The sequence below is a fragment of the Pseudobutyrivibrio sp. genome (assembly GCF_015057185.1).
In the GTDB taxonomy this organism is placed as follows: domain Bacteria; phylum Bacillota; class Clostridia; order Lachnospirales; family Lachnospiraceae; genus Pseudobutyrivibrio.
Window position 1 is genome coordinate 81,652 of record NZ_SVEV01000004.1, and the last position, 19,688, is coordinate 101,339.

The 19,688-nt window shown below is 37.9% G+C and carries 11 protein-coding genes; 9 read left to right on the top strand and 2 right to left on the bottom strand.

Annotated elements, in window-relative coordinates:
* The first annotated feature begins 18 nt into the window (after positions 1 to 18).
* Positions 19 to 3,381, top strand: coding sequence for a DEAD/DEAH box helicase family protein (locus E7276_RS03065; protein ID WP_294213600.1), 3,363 nt, complete (start codon positions 19 to 21; stop codon positions 3,379 to 3,381).
* Positions 3,382 to 3,436: 55 nt separating this feature from the next.
* On the opposite strand, the gene E7276_RS03070 is transcribed toward E7276_RS03065, so the two are convergent.
* The gene (locus E7276_RS03070) at positions 3,437 to 5,851 is read right to left on the bottom strand and encodes a glycoside hydrolase family 3 N-terminal domain-containing protein (RefSeq protein WP_294213601.1); all 2,415 of its coding nucleotides are present in this window, start codon (positions 5,849 to 5,851) and stop codon (positions 3,437 to 3,439) included.
* A 120-nt stretch (positions 5,852 to 5,971) separates the two neighbouring features.
* On the opposite strand from E7276_RS03070, the gene E7276_RS03075 reads away from it, so the two are divergent.
* Entirely contained in the window at positions 5,972 to 6,832 is an 861-nt protein-coding gene (locus E7276_RS03075; protein ID WP_294213603.1) for a helix-turn-helix transcriptional regulator, read from the top strand.
* Here the strand turns inward: E7276_RS03075 and E7276_RS03080 are convergent.
* Positions 6,829 to 7,689: a LysR family transcriptional regulator gene (locus E7276_RS03080; protein WP_294213605.1), complete on the bottom strand. Its 861-nt coding sequence runs from the start codon at positions 7,687 to 7,689 to the stop codon at positions 6,829 to 6,831. The two genes, E7276_RS03075 and E7276_RS03080, sit on opposite strands and share 4 nt — an antisense overlap.
* A gap of 121 nt (positions 7,690 to 7,810) precedes the next feature.
* Here E7276_RS03080 and E7276_RS03085 point away from each other — a divergent pair, with 121 nt between their 5' ends.
* The 7 genes from E7276_RS03085 (at position 7,811) to E7276_RS03115 (ending at position 19,685) form a co-directional block, all read left to right on the top strand.
* Positions 7,811 to 8,482 (top strand): GDSL-type esterase/lipase family protein, encoded by a 672-nt coding sequence (locus E7276_RS03085; RefSeq protein ID WP_294213608.1) that lies wholly within the window; start codon positions 7,811 to 7,813, stop codon positions 8,480 to 8,482.
* 16 nt (positions 8,483 to 8,498) lie between these two features.
* Positions 8,499 to 9,878, top strand: a complete 1,380-nt coding sequence (locus tag E7276_RS03090) for an MATE family efflux transporter (protein ID WP_294213610.1) — start codon at positions 8,499 to 8,501, stop codon at positions 9,876 to 9,878.
* A 167-nt stretch (positions 9,879 to 10,045) separates the two neighbouring features.
* Positions 10,046 to 12,838 carry an alpha-L-rhamnosidase gene (locus tag E7276_RS03095; RefSeq protein ID WP_294213613.1) on the top strand — a complete coding sequence of 931 codons (2,793 nt, stop codon included), beginning with the start codon at positions 10,046 to 10,048 and terminating at the stop codon, positions 12,836 to 12,838.
* A gap of 20 nt (positions 12,839 to 12,858) precedes the next feature.
* Positions 12,859 to 15,288 (top strand): DUF4982 domain-containing protein, encoded by a 2,430-nt coding sequence (locus tag E7276_RS03100; protein ID WP_294213614.1) that lies wholly within the window; start codon positions 12,859 to 12,861, stop codon positions 15,286 to 15,288.
* 190 nt (positions 15,289 to 15,478) lie between these two features.
* Positions 15,479 to 17,833: a hypothetical protein gene (locus E7276_RS03105; protein WP_294213616.1), complete on the top strand. Its 2,355-nt coding sequence runs from the start codon at positions 15,479 to 15,481 to the stop codon at positions 17,831 to 17,833.
* Between the two features lie 178 nt (positions 17,834 to 18,011).
* Positions 18,012 to 18,191 carry a hypothetical protein gene (locus E7276_RS03110; RefSeq protein WP_294213618.1) on the top strand — a complete coding sequence of 60 codons (180 nt, stop codon included), beginning with the start codon at positions 18,012 to 18,014 and terminating at the stop codon, positions 18,189 to 18,191.
* Between the two features lie 36 nt (positions 18,192 to 18,227).
* Entirely contained in the window at positions 18,228 to 19,685 is a 1,458-nt protein-coding gene (locus E7276_RS03115; protein WP_294213619.1) for an MFS transporter, read from the top strand.
* Positions 19,686 to 19,688: the final 3 nt, after the last annotated feature.

Below are 19,688 nucleotides of genomic sequence, written 5' to 3' on the forward strand. Positions count from 1 at the left end.
TTTATAGAGGTGACTTAAATGTATACAAATTTTGATTATTTAAGGTTAGAACCTAAATTTTATACATTTGCTGATGTCGCAATCTCGGCTGAGCGCATCATACTTATGGACCCTGAGGCCAGTATCATAAACAGCCGCAGGGCAATGGAGTTTGCGCTTAAATGGATGTATTCAGTTGATAAGGAATTGGAAATGCCTTATCAGGATAATCTTCAAAGCTTGATGAATGCTGAGGAGTATCGTCAGATAATCGGTCAAGATTTGTGGAAACGAATGGATTTTATTCGTAGATGCGGTAATAATGTGGCTCACACTGGGAAGAAGCTCGGGCGAGATGAGGCTATGCTTTGTCTTGAGAATCTTTTCATTTATTTGGATTATATTTCTTATTGTTATTCTGATTTATATGAGGAACGTACATTTAATCCTAAACTTATAGAGGATAGAATAAAAAAGAGTAAAGAGAATCGTGAGCAGGCTGAGGCAACTAAGGCAGAGTTACAGAAGGAAATTGAAAATTCAGCTCAAAAGGATTTGGATTTACAAAAGCTTCGCGAAGAGAATGAATCATTGAAAGAAGCTTTGTCTTCTCGTAGAGCTGAAAAGCAGCACACCTATGTGCCAAAACCTCTTGATTTATCAGAGTATAAAACTAGAAAAATCTATATTGATTCTATGCTTATAGATGCTGGCTGGGTAGAGGGCAAAAACTGGCTCAACGAGGTTGAGCTTGAGGGAATGCCTAATCAGTCTGAGGTGGGATTTGCTGACTATGTACTTTATGATGATTCCCACAAGCCTCTTGCTGTCGTCGAGGCAAAACGAACTTGTGTAGATGTTGCAAAGGGACGTCAGCAGGCTAAGCTCTATGCGGATATTATTGAGAAGGAATCTGGTAGAAGACCAGTTGTATTTTTGACAAATGGTTTTGATACTAGAATTGTTGATAATCAATATCCTGAGCGAAAAGTTGCTCAGATATATTCGAAACGTGATTTGGAGAAACTATATAATCTTCAGTCGATGAAGACTAGTTTAAATCATGTTTCTATAGATAAAAATATAGCAGGTAGATATTATCAGGAGGCAGCCATAAAGGCTGTCTGCGATGCATTTGATAAAAAGAATAGAAGAAAAGCGCTTCTTGTAATGGCAACAGGTTCAGGTAAAACTAGAACAGTAATAGCCCTTTGTAAGGTGCTTTTGGATGCTGGTTGGGTAAAGAATATTCTTTTTTTAGCTGATCGTAATTCGTTAGTAACACAGGCAAAGCGTAGCTTTGTGAATTTGTTACCTGATTTATCATGTACAAATCTTTGTGAGGAAAAAGATAATTACAATTCACATTGTGTATTTTCAACATATCAGACGATGATAGGCTTGATAGATTCAGCAAAGGATGAAGAGGGTAAGTTATTTACATGTGGTCATTTTGATTTAGTGATTTGTGACGAGGCGCATCGCTCAATCTACAACAAATACAAGGATATCTTTACATATTTTGACGCACCATTAGTAGGACTTACTGCTACACCAAAGGATGAGATTGATAAAAATACATATTCGATTTTTGAACTTGAAAATGGTGTTCCTACTTACGGATATGATTTGGCTCAGGCAGTTACAGATAGATATCTTGTAGATTATGTTTCTGTTGAAACAAAGTTTAAATTCATTGAGCAAGGTATTTGTTACGACGAATTGTCTGAAGAAGATAAAGATATTTATGAGAACACTTTTGAGGATGAGAATGGAAATCTTCCAGAAAGAATCAATTCTTCTGCAATTAATACATGGCTGTTTAATGAAGACACTATTCGCCAGGTACTTCATATTGTTATGAGAGACAGTTTGAAAATTGAATATGGAGAGAAGATTGGAAAGACCATTATTTTTGCAAAGAACCATGATCATGCAGAGAAGATTCTTGAAGTATTCAATAAGGAATATCCAAACCTTGCCAAAGGCACTAATGGTCAGGCATTTGCAAAAGTTATTGATAATTATATGACTTATGCCCAGAGTGCCATAGATGAATTCTCTGATGCAAAGAAGTTGCCACAGATTGCTATATCAGTTGATATGCTTGATACAGGTATCGATGTACCTGAGGTTCTTAATCTTGTTTTCTTTAAGAAGGTTATGAGTAAGGCAAAGTTTTGGCAGATGATTGGTCGTGGTACTAGATTATGCCCAGGTCTTATTGATGGTGAGGATAAATCTAAGTTTTACATCTTTGATTTCTGCGGAAACTTTGAGTTTTTCCGAATGGGTGAAGGTCGTCCGACTGCAAATATGATTGCATTACAGGGAGCAGTATTTAATCTGGAATTTCAGATTGCCTATAAGCTTCAAGATATTAACTACCAGGTAGAGAGGTTAATTGCATATAGAGATAAGCTTGTAGAGATGATGACGGGTAAGGTTCGTGAACTAAACCGTGATAATTTTGCAGTACGCCAGCATCTCAAATACGTTGATCTGTATTCTTCGGAAAGTAACTATCAGACACTTTCATATGAAGATACATTGCTGGTTCGAGAGGAATTAGCTCCGCTTATTTTGCCAGATAGTGATGAGGCTTCTGCTGTAAGATTTGATGCTTTGATGTATGGACTAGAATTGGCTCAATTAGCTGGACGCAAATACGGAAGACTAAGGTCTGATTTGATAAAAAAAGTTAGCGGTATAGCATCTGTTGCTAACATTCCTGAGATTCAGGCTCAAAAAGAGTTGATAACTAAGATTCTCAATACAGATTATGTTGATAGAGCAGGCATTGAGGATTTTGAATATATCAGAGAGAATTTAAGAAATCTGATGAAATATATGCCTCATAATAAGCTTCGTTACGATACCGATTTTACAGATGATATTTTAGATGTTAATTGGAATGAGTCCGAACTTGATAATGACGAATTGAAAAACTACAAAGCAAAAGCAGAGCATTATATTCGTCAGCATCAGGATAATATTGTAATTGCGAAACTAAAGACTAATCAACCACTCACAGTATTGGATATCACCGCCTTGGAGGATATTCTTTGGAAAGAGGTGGGAACCAAGGAAGATTATGAGCATGAGTATGGACAAAAACCACTAGGTGAATTTGTTCGTAGTATTGTGGGGCTCGATATGAATGCTGCTAAGGAAGCATTCTCAGAGTTTTTAGATGAGACGAATTACGATAGTAGACAGATTTATTTCGTAAATCAGATTGTGGAATATATAGTACATAATGGAATGCTTACGGATTTATCTGTTCTTCAGGAGTCGCCATTTACAGACCAGGGAAGTGTTGTGGATATCTTTACAGATTTGTCAGTTTGGGCGTCTATAAGAAAAATAATTGATAAGATTAACGCAAATGCGGTAGCGTAGTATATTGTTGTAGAGATTATTTAAGGCTAGCCTCAATTGGGGCTAGCCTTTTGAATTATGACAATTCGTTTGCCATTCTATAAACTCTTGTTGCGTTCTGCTGTATCTGCTTGCGTGAGATGGAGCCGTCCTTGATGCCTGAAAGGATGCCTTCGTAATCAGATTCGCAGCCCGGCATGAATAGATCGCCACCAGCTTTTACAACCTCTGGTGCAATAGCTCCACGGTATTTGTTGTCAGCGCCTGAAAACATGTCGATTACCCAGTCAGTCATTACAATTCCTTTAAATCCGTACTCGCATCTAAGTACGTCTTCGATTAAACCTCTATGCTCTGAAGTATGAATTCCATTTAAAAGATTGTATGAAGTCATAACAGCCTTTGGCTGAGATTTTCTAACACAGATTCCAAATCCCTTTAAGTAGATTTCACGCATAGCACGCTCTGAAACATGGCTGTTGCTATTGTAACGATTAGTCTCAGCATTGTTTGCAGCGTAGTGCTTGATTGTTGTGCCACAGCCCTTATGCTGCTGAACACCCTCTGTAATTGCTGCAGCAAACATACCGGCAACGAATGGGTCCTCTGAGTAGTACTCGAAATTACGACCACAAAGAATGCTTCTGTGGATGTTGAGAGCAGGAGCAAGCCAAAGCTGAACATGGAAGCGCTCCATTTCATCACCAACAATATCTCCATATGATTTTGCTAATTCGTAGTTAAAGCTCTGAGCAATAGCTGTACCAATTGGAATAGCTGTTGCATATTGGTACTGGATTTCAACGTCTGTTGGAGCTGCCTTTATAGCTGCGGCAAGACTAGCTTTTTCCTCGTCGCTCATGTAATCAATCATACTTTGTGGCAATCCACCACCAACACCATGGGCTACTCCTTCCTCATCACGATAGAATTTCTGAGATAGTCTAAGTCCAGCAGGACCGTCAGCCATTACAATGCTCTTGATACCCTTTGAAGTTAGTTTTGTTGTAGTTTCACCAGCGGCACCTGCAACAGCAAAGCCAGCATTTCCGATGATAGATAATCCCTCTGCTGAAGGAGCAAATGCACCAGTGTTAATAAGAGCTAAATCTTCGTCTGTGAGGTTTGTAACTACATCATCAACAGGATAATCAACATCATATGCGACTGTAGTAGTGTTAAAATCGCTGGCTGATAGTGTAATAGTATTATCTGTTTTATATTCTGGTCTGGCTGTGGTTGGTACATAATCCTTAAAGCCAGAATCTCCTAGACAGTTGCGAGTCTTAATAGTGCAAACATTTTCAGAAAGAGTTACTGTTGCAACTGGAGTAACATTATCACTGCTGTTGCCTACGAGAACATAGTAATCACCCTTATCGAGAATGTATGCAGCCTCAGCTTCATCATATGAAGCCAAATCAGAAAGCTTGAAGCTAGCTGAAACAACCTGGCTTTCACCTGGTGCAAGTAGGTCTGTTTTTACAAAAGCTGCAAGATCCTTAAATGGTTTGTCGAGTTTTCCATTAGGGCATGAAACATAGATTTGTACAACCTCTTTGCCAGTCATATTACCTGCGTTTGAAACTTTCGTATTTACGGTAATTTCCTGACCATTGTTTGTGACACTCTCGTTTTCTAATGAGAATGTTGTATAGCTAAGTCCATAGCCAAATGGGAACATAGGCTTTTTCTCAGAAACTGTATCGAAATATCTGTAGCCGACATAGATACCTTCCTTGTAATTTACATCGTCCTTGTCGCCAAAATCGCCGATTTTGCTGTAATCATCAGATGTTGCCCATGTAGTGGTAAGCTTACCAGATGGATTAGTTTTTCCGAGAATGATATTTGCAAGAGTAGTACCAGTAACAACACCAAGCTGAGAGAGGAGAAGAATGTTTTCAACCTCAGCTACAGGAGATAAATCAACAGGTCCGCCTACGTTTAAAACAAGAATGAATTTATCAAATTTCTTGTTTAAAGCAAGAATATCTCTTATCTCTGAGTCTGTAAGTAAAACATCACCCTTTTCAAAGTTTCTATCGTTTCCTTCACCAGAATTTCTAGCGAGCACATAGATGGCTACATCACCATCTCCGTCAAGGCTGAGCTGGTGCTCAGGTTCAGGCTGTACTTTTCCCATTCCATACATTGCAGGCATCATGCCAGCAGCTGCGGCTTCAGCCTTTACTCGTTCTACAAATGCTACATGTTCTTCAGTAAGGACATTATCAAAAGCATCTAACCAGCCTTTTGTGGTCAATTCAAAACCAGCATCCTCAAGACCCTGCTCAATACTAACCCAAAATCTACTGTTCACCTCTCCAGAGCCTGTTCCACCTTTTATAGTGTTTCTAACGCCGTTTCCAAAAGCAGCAATCTTACAAGGCTTATCAATTGGAAATACATCGTTTTTCTTCAAGAATAATGTACATTCTGAGGCTGTTTTCTCAACAAAATCCAAGTGTTCTTTTTCGTATTTTTCCATTATTGCTTCTCCTATTAAATCGATAGTTTAAGTTGAAAATAGAATAACATTTTTTTAAAATACACATATATGATATCGAATATTAATAAATGAAATCGAATATAAATGAGGAAACCATATATGGAAAAAAAGGAGTACACGGCAAAGGAATTATTTGAATTAATAAGTAGAGAAAGTACAAACATTTCAAGCCAGCCCTTTGTGCCTGACGATTCCATTGCTGACATTAGAAATAAAATATTAATAGGTTTTAACTCACAGGTATTTTTGGAAATGGAGAGAGATGATGACTCTGTTTCATACAAACGTGCTGGAGAAAAAGCGATTAATTATTATATTTCAACAGGAAATGTAGGAAAAATAAAAGGCATAATCGAATCCTTATTTCCTGGGGAAAATCATTATAATCCAGCATCATTTGTAGATGTGGGACAGCTTTCGGACAATCCTCTTCAGCAGGCTATAAGCATGTTTGTTTGTGGTATCACAGTTTATACCAGAGCAGCCCTGGATGGTGGATTGCCAGATCATATTGCATATGCCCTAAGTGACAATTATATATGGCATGGTATTCGTTTAACCAACATCATGCAGCTGAATCATTTGCAAAACTGTGCGCTCTATGATTTTACAAATCAGGTATATCAATATAAATACAGAAATTGCGGACAGACCGTCAAGAGATGCTGCGACTACATACTTAGACATTTACATGAAAAGGTGACTCTTGAGGAATTAACGAAAATGTCTGGCTATAGCGGAGGATATATTTCCAAATTGTTTGAGGAAGAGCTGGGTGTTAGACCCTCAGTATTCATTCGTGAGCAAAAGCTCGAATATGCAGCAAATGCCCTAGAGATGACGGATATCCCAATAGGCGCTTTAGCAGAAGTGCTGGCATTTCCTAGCACTAGCTCATTCATAGGTTATTTCAAAGCAAAATATGGTAAAACGCCATTGGAATATAGAAATAATCATTAAATATATTTTAAAAAGTCCTTCAATAATTCGTTGCTCCTTTGAGCTTCAGAAGTATAAGCAAACAGGATTGATGTTTCAAGAGATTTTGCCTTTATAGGTAGTACTGTTAGCTCATTTGAAAATTCTAGAGATAATGATTTAGGAAAAACTGCTACAGCCTTGCCATTTTTTGCCCAAAGCAAAGATGTCCTTGTGTCATCACATATGCTAAAAATATTTAGCTCTAGGCCTTGCTCCGTAAAAGTATCATTTAAAAGCTTTTGGTATCTTCGATATGTGGAGATAGGGTATTTCGATAATTGCTCCAATGACATAGAGACAGCCTTCGAACTAGATATTGAGCTATCTTGTGTCTTTGGAATGGCACATACCATTGGCTCCTTTTTTATTTCGATTGTTTTAAAATCACCAGAGGCAAAGGGGGTACGAAGAAATGCTGCATCGATTACTTTTGTATCAAGTAGATGCTGCAGTTCAAATGTGGAGCCATCATAGATTTGGAAACGAACATCAGGATTGGCATCGGAAAATCTCGCAAGCATGTTTAATACAACAGGAATAGTAGATGGTGTGAGTCCCAGGGAAAAGGTCTTTTGCAAACCTGCCTTTGATACTTCTACCGCGGTGTTTTCAGCTAGCTCAAGGATTCTACATATTCGTTGGTAAAAGATTGTACCTGCATCTGTTAGAGTTACATGCTTTGTTCCTCTAGTGAAAAGTGAGGTGCCAAGCTCTTCTTCTAGCTTTTTCATGGACATGGAAAGTGGAGGCTGGCTCATATGAAGTAGCTTAGCAGCCTGATTAATACTACCGGTATCAACAATAGTTTTAAAGTATTCCATTTGCTTTAGATCCATAGTGGTGCCTCCTATAACTAGATATATAAATTATATATAGTTTATCTATATTTTTGATATTTTACATATAACTAACAAGAGTATAAACTATATGCAGTATTGAAATCAACGGAGGAGAAGAATGAGCGCAGCAAATGCAGATTTTTTAAAGGGATTTTTTCAAAAACAGAAGGATGAGAAACTAGAAAGATATAGTCATTTGAATCATAACGTAAAGAAGGGGCAAATACTTTTTGTGGGCTCATCTTTAATGGAGCAATTTCCAATTAATGAAATAGCCATGACACACGGATTGATCAACATCATTTACAATAGAGGCATTGGTGGATATACAATTCCAGAAATGATTGATTCCATGGATACGCAAATATTTGATCTAGAGCCTTCGAAGATTTTTATTAATATAGGCACAAACGATATTAGTATTCCAGACGAAACCAAAGACAAATTGGTGGATGACTATAAAACAGTTCTGACTGAGATAAAGCATCGCCTGCCAGAGACCAAGGTATATTTGATGGCATATTATCCAGTTAATATGAAGGTGGCTGAAAAACAACCATGGCCAGATGCTAAAAGGGCTGTACAGCTCAGAAAAGAACGCTTAGAGGAAGCCAACAAAGCCATAGCAGATTTAGCCATGGAATTTGGTTATAAATATATTGATGTTAATAATGGTTTAACAGACGAAAATGGGGAAACAAAAGAAGAGTATTCCATTGACGGAATACATATGTGGTCTGATGCTTATGAGGTGGTTTTTGCAAATATGAAGGATTATATCCTGGAATAATTGGAGCTTATAAGCGATGAGAAAAGTAGATTTTGAACATGGACGAACACTTACAAATATTATGGCTACGGCAATTCCAATGCTAGTAGCTCAGATATTGAATCTTCTCTACAATATTGTAGATAGAATTTATATTGCACGAATTCCAAAAATTGGAACAGTTGCATTGGGTGCAGTAGGACTTTGCTTTCCAATAGTAATTCTCGTCACCGCATTTACGAATATGTATGGTGGCGGTGGTGCACCTCTTTTTTCCATAGCAAGAGGACGCAAGGATGAAAAGGAAGCTGCCCGTATTCAAAACACATCATTTTTATTGATACTAGTAACAGCCGTAGCTTTAATCTTAATTGGTGAATTATTTGGTAGGGGCATTCTTACAGTATTTGGAACCTCAGACAATTCTATGGTATACGCACTACCTTACCTAAGAATCTACCTGTTAGGTACAGCATTTTCCATGATTGCAACAGGAATGAATCCTTTTATCACAGCCCAAGGCTTTTCCGTTGTTGGAATGACAACTGTTATTGTTGGTGCAGCAGCTAATATCATTTTAGATCCTATATTTATTTTCTTATTTGGACTTGGAGTTCAGGGCGCGGCTATCGCAACTGTTATTTCTCAGGGATTATCAGCTTTATATGTAACACGATTCCTATTTGGTCCAAAATGTGACTGTAAGCTTGAAATAATGAGTATTGACGAGATTCAAAAATGCGGTCCTGCTGCCAAGAGAATCATCACACTTGGTACAGCTTCATTTATGACTCAGTTTACAAATGCAGTAGTTCAGATTTCCTGCAACAATGTACTTGCCAATGTAGGTGGTGACATTTACGTTTCTGTAATGACCATCGTAAACTCTGCAAGACAGATGATGGAGACACCAATCATTGCCATAACAGAGGGTTCTTCTCCAGTAATCAGCTACAACTACGGAGCAAGAAAGTACGCCAAAATTAAAAAATCTATTGTCATCATGTTTGCCCTCACCATGGGTTACACCCTATGCATGTGGGCAGTAATCAGACTTGCTCCAGCTATGATTATCGGAATCTTTTCAAGTGACAAAACAATACTTGGGGATGCAGTACCTGCATTTAACCTATACTTCTCAACCTTTGTATTCATGGTATTCCAATACTGTGGACAAATCGTATTCAAAGCATTAGGACGAAAGGGACACGCTATATTCTTCTCCCTATTCCGAAAGGTTGTAATTGTAGCCCCACTCACCTACATACTTCCATACGCTTTTCACATGGGCACCAACGGAGTGTTTGCCGCCGAACCAATAAGTAACGTAGTGGGTGGTATGGCATGTTTCATCACAATGCTACTTACAGTAAGGGTTATGTTCCAACGTGAACAGAGTCTCGCCCAACTACAATAAGGGGCTGTGAATAGTAAGAATTAGGGGTTTGGGTTGGGCGAGATGCCCAGCCTTATTTTATGTCGTATTTTGACAAAAAGATGTCGGGTTTGCCTACGTGAATAAGAGGGGAAATCGTGTTATAGTTCAAAGTAAGGATATTTTTGATAGTTGGAGGAGACTTTGAAATGATTATAACACGTGCAAAACTCAATGGAATCGTGAATCCTTTGGGATATAATTTTGAAAAATTGATTGCTAGCTGGAATGTTGAGCAGGCTGAAAGTAAGACATTAAAAAATGGCGCACTTGAGGTAGCTAGCGATATCGCATTTACGGATATTCTATATAGAAAAGAATCTGCTAATCTGGATCAGATAGGTGAAGTGATTGATATAAAGCTTCAGCCTAGAACTAGATATTACTGGAGGGTGACTATCACTGGAGATACAGGTGAAGCTGCAACCTCAGAGATACAGTGGTTTGAAACTGGAAAGATGGACGAGGCATGGACAGGTAAGTGGATTGCTGCTGAGGAAAATGCAGAGTTTCACCCAATATTTGAAAAGCAGATTGTTTTAAAGGATAAGCCAGTGAAGGCACGCCTTTATGTGAGCAGCCTAGGTGTATTTGAGGCGTATATAGATGGCAATAAGGTAGGAAATGAGATTCTTACTCCATATATCAATGACTATGAAACTGGCATGGAGATTATTGCTTTTGATGTGACAGAGCAGCTTGAAAAGGAGAATACTCTTGATATACAGGTTGCCAAGGGCTGGTACATGTCAAACTTTGGTCTAGAGGGAGGCTACAATTTTGGCGATAGAATGGCTGCTATTGCAGAACTTCATGTTGAGTATGCTGATGGTACTACAGAGCTTATAGGAACTGATTCTAGCTGGAAGGTACTAAAGAGTGATGTGACAGAGTCAGGTATTTATTATGGTGAGGATTTAGACAGAACTGTTGGCACACCAGAGGTTGGCAACGCAGTGGAAATCCAGCCTAGGGAGAAGCTTCTTGATAGATATAGTATTCCTGTTGTTGTAAAAGAGGTTTTAAAGGCAAAGGAAATTATTAAGACTCCTGCAGGTGAGACAGTTATTGATTTTGGTCAAAACCATGCAGGCGTTATGGAAATTGATGCCGATTTTCCAGCAGGAACTGTTATTACTATTGATTGCGGTGAGGTTCTTCAGGGTGGTAATTTCTACAATGATAATTATAGAACTGCTCGCTCAAGATTCGTGTATACCTCTGATGGACGTAAGGAAACCGTGCATCCTAGATTTACATTCTTTGGATATAGATATATTAGAATCCAGGGCTGGGTAGGAGAGTTAACACTTGATAAGGTTCGCTCTAACGTAATCTATTCTGATATGGAGCGCACAGGTTTCATCGAGACAAGTAATGAAAAAATTAATAGATTATATGAAAACTGTATCTGGGGTCAGAAGTCAAACTTTATTGATATGCCAACAGACTGTCCACAGCGTGATGAGAGACTTGGCTGGACTGGTGATGCCCAGGTATTTTCACAGACAGCCAGCTACAACATGGATACAAGAGCGTTTTATAAAAAGTTTTTACGTGACCTTAATTTAGATGCAAAGCGTCATGAGGGTGCAGTGGCTAGCTTTTTGCCAAATACAGCAGGCAATCTTGCTGGAGGAGCAAGTATCTGGGGTGATGTTGGAACCTTCGTTCCAAACGTTGTCTACAATACCTTCGGCTCACTTGCAGATGTGGAAGAGTACTACGAGATGATGCGAAATTGGGTTGAGTACATGCATCGTAATGATAAAGAGCATGGAGATAAGGGATATTTCTTGCTTCCATTCCAGTTCGGAGATTGGTTAGGTCTTGATGGCATTACAGAGCAGAGCTTTAAGGGCGGCACAAATGATGATTATCTTGCATCGATTTATTACTATCGCTCAACATTAATCACAGCTCAGATGGCAGAAAGACTTGGTAAGAAGGATGATCAGGAAAAGTATGAGGCTCTTGCTGCAAAGATTAAAAAGGCTGTGTTGGATGAATATTTCACACCAACCGGAAGACTTGCTTGTGATACACAGGCAGCGTACATCGTAGCATTAGCATTCGATGTTTATGTAGATAGGGACAAGCTGGTAGAACAATTTATTGATAGATTAAAGAAGGATTCATTCCAAATTAAATGTGGATTTGTGGGAGCTCCACTTCTTTGCACAACTCTTGCAAAAATTGGACGCATGGATTTGGCATATCACTTCTTGTTTAATGAGGGCTTCCCTAGCTGGCTCTACTGTGTAAACTTAGGGGCTACAACAATTTGGGAGCGTTGGAATTCTATTTTAGAGGATGGCAGCATTTCTGGAACAGGAATGAATTCTCTCAACCACTATTCATACGGAACAATCGTCCAGTTTATGTATGAATACATCGGAGGAATAAGACCTGCTTACCCAGGCTTTAGAAAGGCTATCATTGCTCCTGAGCCAAGCATGAAGTTTAGATATTTTAATTCAAGCATTAACACAGCATCAGGAAGATATGCTTCTAATTGGAAGATTAGCGAGGATGGCTTACTCACATTAAATATCGAAGTGCCATTTAATGGAAAGGCAGAGGTGATTCTTCCTAGATTTAGCACAAACAAGCTAAAGGCTGAGGGAGTGGACATTTCAGAGATTTCTGAGGAAGGTAAAATTGAGGTTTCGGCTGGTTGCTATAATATCAGCTATATGCCATCACAGGATTATCGCAAGGTATACTCAAAGGCTACAAGACTTGCAGAATTAGAATCAGATGAGGAAGTAATGGCAATTCTTGAAAAAGAGCTACCTGCAGCCTATGGAATAATTGTCAGCCATGATAAGGAAAATGGAACTGTTACACTTGGAGAGCTTCCATTTATCTTCTACCTTGGCTGTACACCAGAATTGGTAAATCCTATAGCAGACAGAATTTGCAATTTAACTAGATGGTAATAAATGAGAGGGTAATTTAGATGTTAAAAACAAATTGGAATGATAATTGGTTATTTTGGAACAGTAAGGATGCATTTGCTCTTGTATGGGATATACCAGAGATGGCAAGAAAGGTTACACTCCCACATGATGCCATGCTAGAAAATGAGCCTAATCCTGATTCTTTGAATGGAAATAATACAGGATTTTATGATGGTGGTTCTTATACATATGTAAAAATGTATGAGTCAAAGCCGGGGGATAGACAAAGAAATATTATGCTTCAGTTTGACGGAGTTTATATGAATACTTTTGTTTATGTAAACGGTCAGCTTGCGGTCAACAGACCTTATGGCTATTCACAGTTCTATGCACCAATTTCTCATCTTCTTAAGGAAGAGGGGGAAAACGAAATTCGCGTGCAGGTCAGAAATGGTGCCATGGGAAATTCCCGCTGGTATTCAGGAAGTGGCATTTATAGAGATGTGTATCTGTTAACCTCAGGTCCTACCTATATAAAGGAAGAGGGGCTAAAGGTAGTTACAGAAAATTGCAATAAGGATGAGGCTACCATCAAGCTTACAGCAGATATAGTTAACAAGGATTTTGAGGCAAAGGAGCTATATGTTCTATATGCAGTATTCGACAAAGCTGGCAAGCTGGTAGGTGAAGAAAAATCATTCATTTTTGTAAAAGGTGGAGAGTCCAAGCAATCAGTTGCAAGAATCCATATCGATAATCCAGATCTTTGGTCAGAGGATACGCCTGATTTATATAGTGTTAAAGTTACACTTATAGAAAATGAAGGTCAGATTGATTCAGATGAAACAACATTTGGAATTAGAACATTATCATTGGATGCAGCTCATGGTCTTAGAGTTAACGGAAATACGGTAAAACTAAGAGGAGCATGTATTCATCATGATAGCGGAGTGCTTGGAGCCAAAACATACTATGAGGTTGAGTATCGTCGTGTGAAAATCTTGAAGGAAGCAGGATTTAACGCTATAAGAATGGCTCATCAGCCAGCAGCGCCAGCTCTACTTAGAGCCTGTGATGAGCTTGGAATGTACGTAATGGATGAGACCTTTGATATGTGGACCAGAGCAAAATCTGATTACGATTACAATCTTTTCTTCACAGATTGGTGGGAAAAGGATGTTACTGCTATGGTGATGAAGGACTACAATCATCCATCTGTTATCCTTTATTCTATCGGAAATGAGATTCCAGAAATCGGAACAAATGCAGGTTCAAGCTTGGCAGCTGAAATTAGTGAGCTATGTCATAAGCTGGATAATAGCAGATACACTCTTGCTGGTATTAACGGCGTGTTTGCTGCAGGAGACAGTGTTCCTCAAATAACAGCAGACGTAGCCGGAGAGGTTGCAGCCACAGATGATTCTGTAAATGTAAATGATTTCATGACAATCATGGATAAGTACATGGATAGAATTGTTGTACATCCATGTATTACAGCAACTCTTAAAAAGGCGTGTGCTGCTACAGATATTGCCGGCTACAATTACATGACAGCTAGATATGCTCTTGATGCCAAGGAAGAACCAAATCGTATCATGGTGGGCTCAGAAACATATCCACCTGAGATTGCTACAAACTGGAAAGAGATTATGAAATTTCCTCAGGTTATTGGTGATTTCACATGGACAGGTTGGGACTACCTTGGTGAGGCTGGCGTTGGCATTCCAGCATACAAATGGGGCGAAGGTGGATTTGGAACCCACTATCCAGCAAGACTTGCCTATACAGGTGATATTGATATTTTAGGTTTCCGTCGCCCGCTTTCATACTATAGAGAAATCGTATTTGGTCTTAGAAAGGCTCCTTACATTGCGGTTCAGGATCCTAATCACTATGGAGAGAATCTTATCAAGACTCCATGGGTAATGAGTGATTCCACATCTAGTTGGAATTTCAAGGGCTGTGAGAATAAACCGGTTATCGTAGAAGTGTACTCAAATGCTGATGAGGTTGAGCTTTTCTGCAATGATAATTCTATTGGTAAAAAGCAGGTAACAGCTGAAGACAACTGCCGCGTATTATTTGAAACAACATATCAGCCTGGTACATTGAAGGCAGTTAGCTATGTGGCTGGCAAAGAAACCGGAGAATATGAGATTTCTACTGCTTCAGGCAATGTGCGTCTCAAGGCAGAGTTTGATGAGAACACAAATGAAAATTCTAATATCGTATTTGTAAATCTTACACTTGAGGATGCAGCTGGAAATGTATTTACAGATGCTGATGTGGAAATCAATCTTGAACTTGAGGGTGATGGTGAATTACTTGGATTTGGTTCGGCTAATCCAAAGGCACTTGATGATTATACAAGTGGCAAAGCCTCTACATTCGAAGGTAGGGCTATGGCAATCATTAGAAGAGCTTCTAAGGAGAAGCTGGTTCTAAAGGCTAACGCCGGCGAAACAATAAAAACAGAGCTTACAATTTAAAATAAAACTATAGAACGATTAAAAGCTAGGAGCATATCAAATTGATATTTCTCCTGGCTTTATTTTTTTTATAGCAACTATTTCTATATAGTCAGGGTATTCCTAGTACAAAGAAACACAAATACGAATTTTTCACACTATGATGATATATTAAGCGTAGATGTAGCTAATTTCGCAGGAGGTAGAGGATATGCCAGGTTATAATAAAAATGATTTGACAACAATTAGAGCTATAGAGATAGCACTTTCAAAAAGACTTGATGGCATAGATATTGAAAAAGTTAAATCTAAAGATATACAGGTATATCTAGGCGTAATTTATGCCTATACCGTAACTAGAAAGGCTGACTGGGATGCGACCATGAAAGAACTTTCTGCTGATAAAGAAAAAAATGCCGAAGTATTAGATTCTTTAGAAAAGATTCTTAGAACTCAAGATCTCCTAGAAAAGGAGTTTCAGAAGAAACGTGAAGCAACTGAAAAAAGATATGAGGAATTGGCAAAAGAATATAATTCTCCAGAGGAGTTAGAAAAGCAAAAACAAATTTTGGAGGCAGATTTAGCTAAGCGTGAACAGTATAAGAGAAACCTTATTGTTAATCCACCAGTAAGAGATAATAATCCAAAACCTCGTAAAAAAAGAAGTGATAAGTTTGTATACAAGAACGATAATCCAAAACCTAGTAGTCAGTTAGAACACAACGTAATGAAGGAGGCTTCATATACAGATGAAAAAAGGAGACAGTCAAAGAAGGCTAAATACGATGAAGCGCTTCTAAAATACAACCTTACCGAGAAGCATCAGGGACTTGCAATCAGAAAATATAAATATGAAGATATAATTAAAAAGGAAGACCAAATATTATTCTCAAAGAGAAATTTTACAGAAATGGTTGATGTTGTATGCGCAGAAGTTGAAGAAGGCTTGAACGAATCAATAATAAGTGCATCACAAAATAAAGATAATAAGATAAGTCAAGCAGAAAAAGACTATAGAAAAAAGATAGACAACATTATAAATGAGGATGAATACAAAAAGGCTTCAAAGGAAGAAGCACCTAAAATATTAGAAAGACGAACTACTGAGATATATGCACAAATGAATAATGATCCCCAATTAAAAGCAAAGAAGGAACAGATAGAGGCGGAATGGACTGAAAAAGTTAATAAATATGTCAAAAAAGCAGATGATGCAACTAAAGAATTATGGGCAGAGTCATTAACCCATTCACTGGAAAGTAGAAAGAATCGACGTAGAGAGTATGCGAAGGATTTCTGGGATGAAGTAAGACATGAATGGGGCATTCTTAATAATAAAAAGGGGTTTGAAAAAGTAGAAGTTAAACATTTGAAGTCAGCTATTAAAGCTGATGCTGATACTAGAAAGGAAAGGATAAAGAGGGCAATAGATAATAAGGAGGTAAAGGTTGTTCCTAATGTAATTGGTGCTAACAAGACAGAATTCAAAAGTGCAGAGATTAAGCCTTCGGTATCTAATGTTTTTCCTAAACTTGAATTTGAAACTAGAGTGGTAACAGTTAATGATCAAAGAACAACAATTGAACTACAGCTCGCTGAAAAAAAACAAGAAGCGGCTAAAGATGATGTTAAATTAGAGAAAAAAATAACAACTAATCAAGAGCACGCTAGCGGGGAACAAAAAAAGGCTGTAGAAGTTGTAAAATTAGAGGAAAGAATATCAACTAATAAAGGGCTCCTTGGAAGAATAGAAAAAATGGCTAATGATGATGTACATTTAGATAAAAACATGTATTACAAAGCAAAAGGTGGATTTGTTGGGGATGAAAAGACCACTTATGTTATGTCAGGTATCAATAGCTATAAGAGAATTTCTCAAAGGGAAGTAGCTGCATGTGAATTTACTTTTTATCAAGATAAAAAAGAGTTCAGAATTGGAAAAGAGGATCATTTTATTAGACTACAAGCCATACATAATCTTCTAAGAAAGAATAAAAAATTTGGTTTAACATCGAATTCTAAGGAGTATGAAGATGTACTAAATAAACTAGACGAATTTGAAAAGGCGGTCAAAGAAAACGGTTGGGATAGATTGTTGGCACCAGATAAGCAAGATATTACTAAACTATCTCCTGAAGAGCTGCAGGCTAGACATAAAATGGTTAATAAGCTACATGAAGTGTATATGACTGGCAGAGATTATATGATTGCCAAAGGACCACAAGCAAAGAGTTGGGGACATGGTCAAGCTAGATATGAACTTATGTATATGCTTTGTAATGAGATATATACTTTTGGTGGGCATGCAGCAGAAGCTGAGTCTAGACTTAATGTAGTTTATAAGGCTATTGATGAAGATAAAATCACATTAAGCACTTATACTAAACAGATTAGTAATCAGGCTGATGCAACTGAGAGACTTAATATAAAGTACCGAAAATACATATCTGACGAAATTAAGAAGATTAACAGCAATAAAGTAATACCTAATGATTTAGACAATGTAGCTAATAATCAAAATAACAAGGAACAGATTAACAACATTAATAGAAATCTTATTATGTAATCAAAAGCAATTTATAGAAGAAGCAGGGAAAATGGTTCCCTGCTTCTTTTTCTAAATTAAGTGCTTCATCTAAAAATATGTAGGATTCTATAGAAAATATAACATTAAAAGTTGGCGGAACCCATACTATAATCCTAGTTACAAGGAAGAAAACTATAGAACTTGTGGAGGTTAAAAAATGTCTAGAATTAATTTATTCACGGTAATGCTTTTATTTATGCAGGCAATGAATTTGATGACACTGTTTGTTTCAGTGCCTGATTTTTCTTCAAGCCAGAATATAATTAAATTCTTTTGGCCAGGGGGACTTGCATTAATCGCTTTTATTTTTGGCCAACTGACAAAGCCTAGAGCATAGAGGACTGTAGTTTTAGAAAAAGAAGGAGAAAAACTTATGGGAAACTCAAATCAAAAACCTGAAGTTTCAAACGCTTTTGCATGGTTCCATGCAACTTCAGTGAATGGTGGCGCAATGGCAATCGCCGCTACAATTGCTACTTATTTTTCATTGTACGTTCAGGAGACAATTGGAATTACAGCAGCACAATTGGCAGTTATCATGTTTATCTGCACACTTTGGGATGCTATTAATGATCCAATCATGGGTGTTATCTGCGATTCTTTCACTCCAAAGTGGGGTCGCTATAGAACTTGGTTTACATTTACACCAGTATTCTTATTGGTAGATATGTTCTTATTGTTCTCAAACCCTAGCTTCATTCAGGGCAGCACAACAGCAAAATGTGTTTACGTGTGTATAACATATATGTTCTATGGAATGATTGTTACTGCATACACAATGCCTCAGATGGCTATTCTTCCTGCTATGACAAAGAATGATCAGGAAAGAAATAGCGTTATCGCTAAGGGCGCTGGCGTTTGCGCACTTATGTTTACAATCGCTTCTACATTCTCAACACAGCTTGTAGAAATTTTTGGAAGCTATCGTAACTTAATGTGCTTCTATGCAGTATTTGCAGTTATCTCATTCTGGGGATTATTCAAGACTTCAGAGGAAAGATACGTTCTTCCTAAGGATCCAAATACAACAGGTATCAAGCAGCTTGGATATGTATTCCGTCATAAGGAAGTTTGGCCAGTAATGCTTTGCTGGTGCTTAGCTTCTATCTCTTATGGATTTATGTTTTCATCATCTGTTTACTATGCACAGTACATTCTTGCAGCTGACAAAATCAATGCTGGACTTGCAACAGGAGCATATCAGACAGAGGAAGAAATCGGTGGTTTTATCGGTAGCACAATCGGCTCAACAATTTCTACATACATGGGATTTATCTCAGTAGGTGCTTTAGTTTCAATGGTATTTTTAATGCCAATTTTCTTAAAGACCTTCAAGACAGGTTGGAAGACACTTTTAGTATCACAGGTTGGTACAGTAATTTGCTACGTAATTCTTTTCTTCACAGGAAGAATGAATTTCTTATATTGCTGCATCCTTTCATTTGTAGCTACAGTAATCGGTGCTATGGTTAATGCAGTTGTAAATGTACTTGTAAATGACACAATCGACTTTGTCATGCTTAAGGAAGGCAAGCAGCTTTCAGGTGTAGTTTCATCTATAAAGGGATTTGCTCAGAAGTGTGGTAATACTGTAACAAATTCAGGTATGCTTGCAATTCTTGCTATCTGTGGCTTTGATGCACAGAATGGACCTTTAGGTCAGGTGGATTCAGCAATAGTTGGTACAAATGTAGTTCGTTTCCTTGTACCAGCAATTGTTTCAGGAATCATCATTTTATTAATGGTATTCTATCCAATTAAAAAGTATTTCCCTGAAATTGAGGAAATGAAGAAAAATATGCACGCTACAGGCGCTTTGGAGGAAGACTAAAAG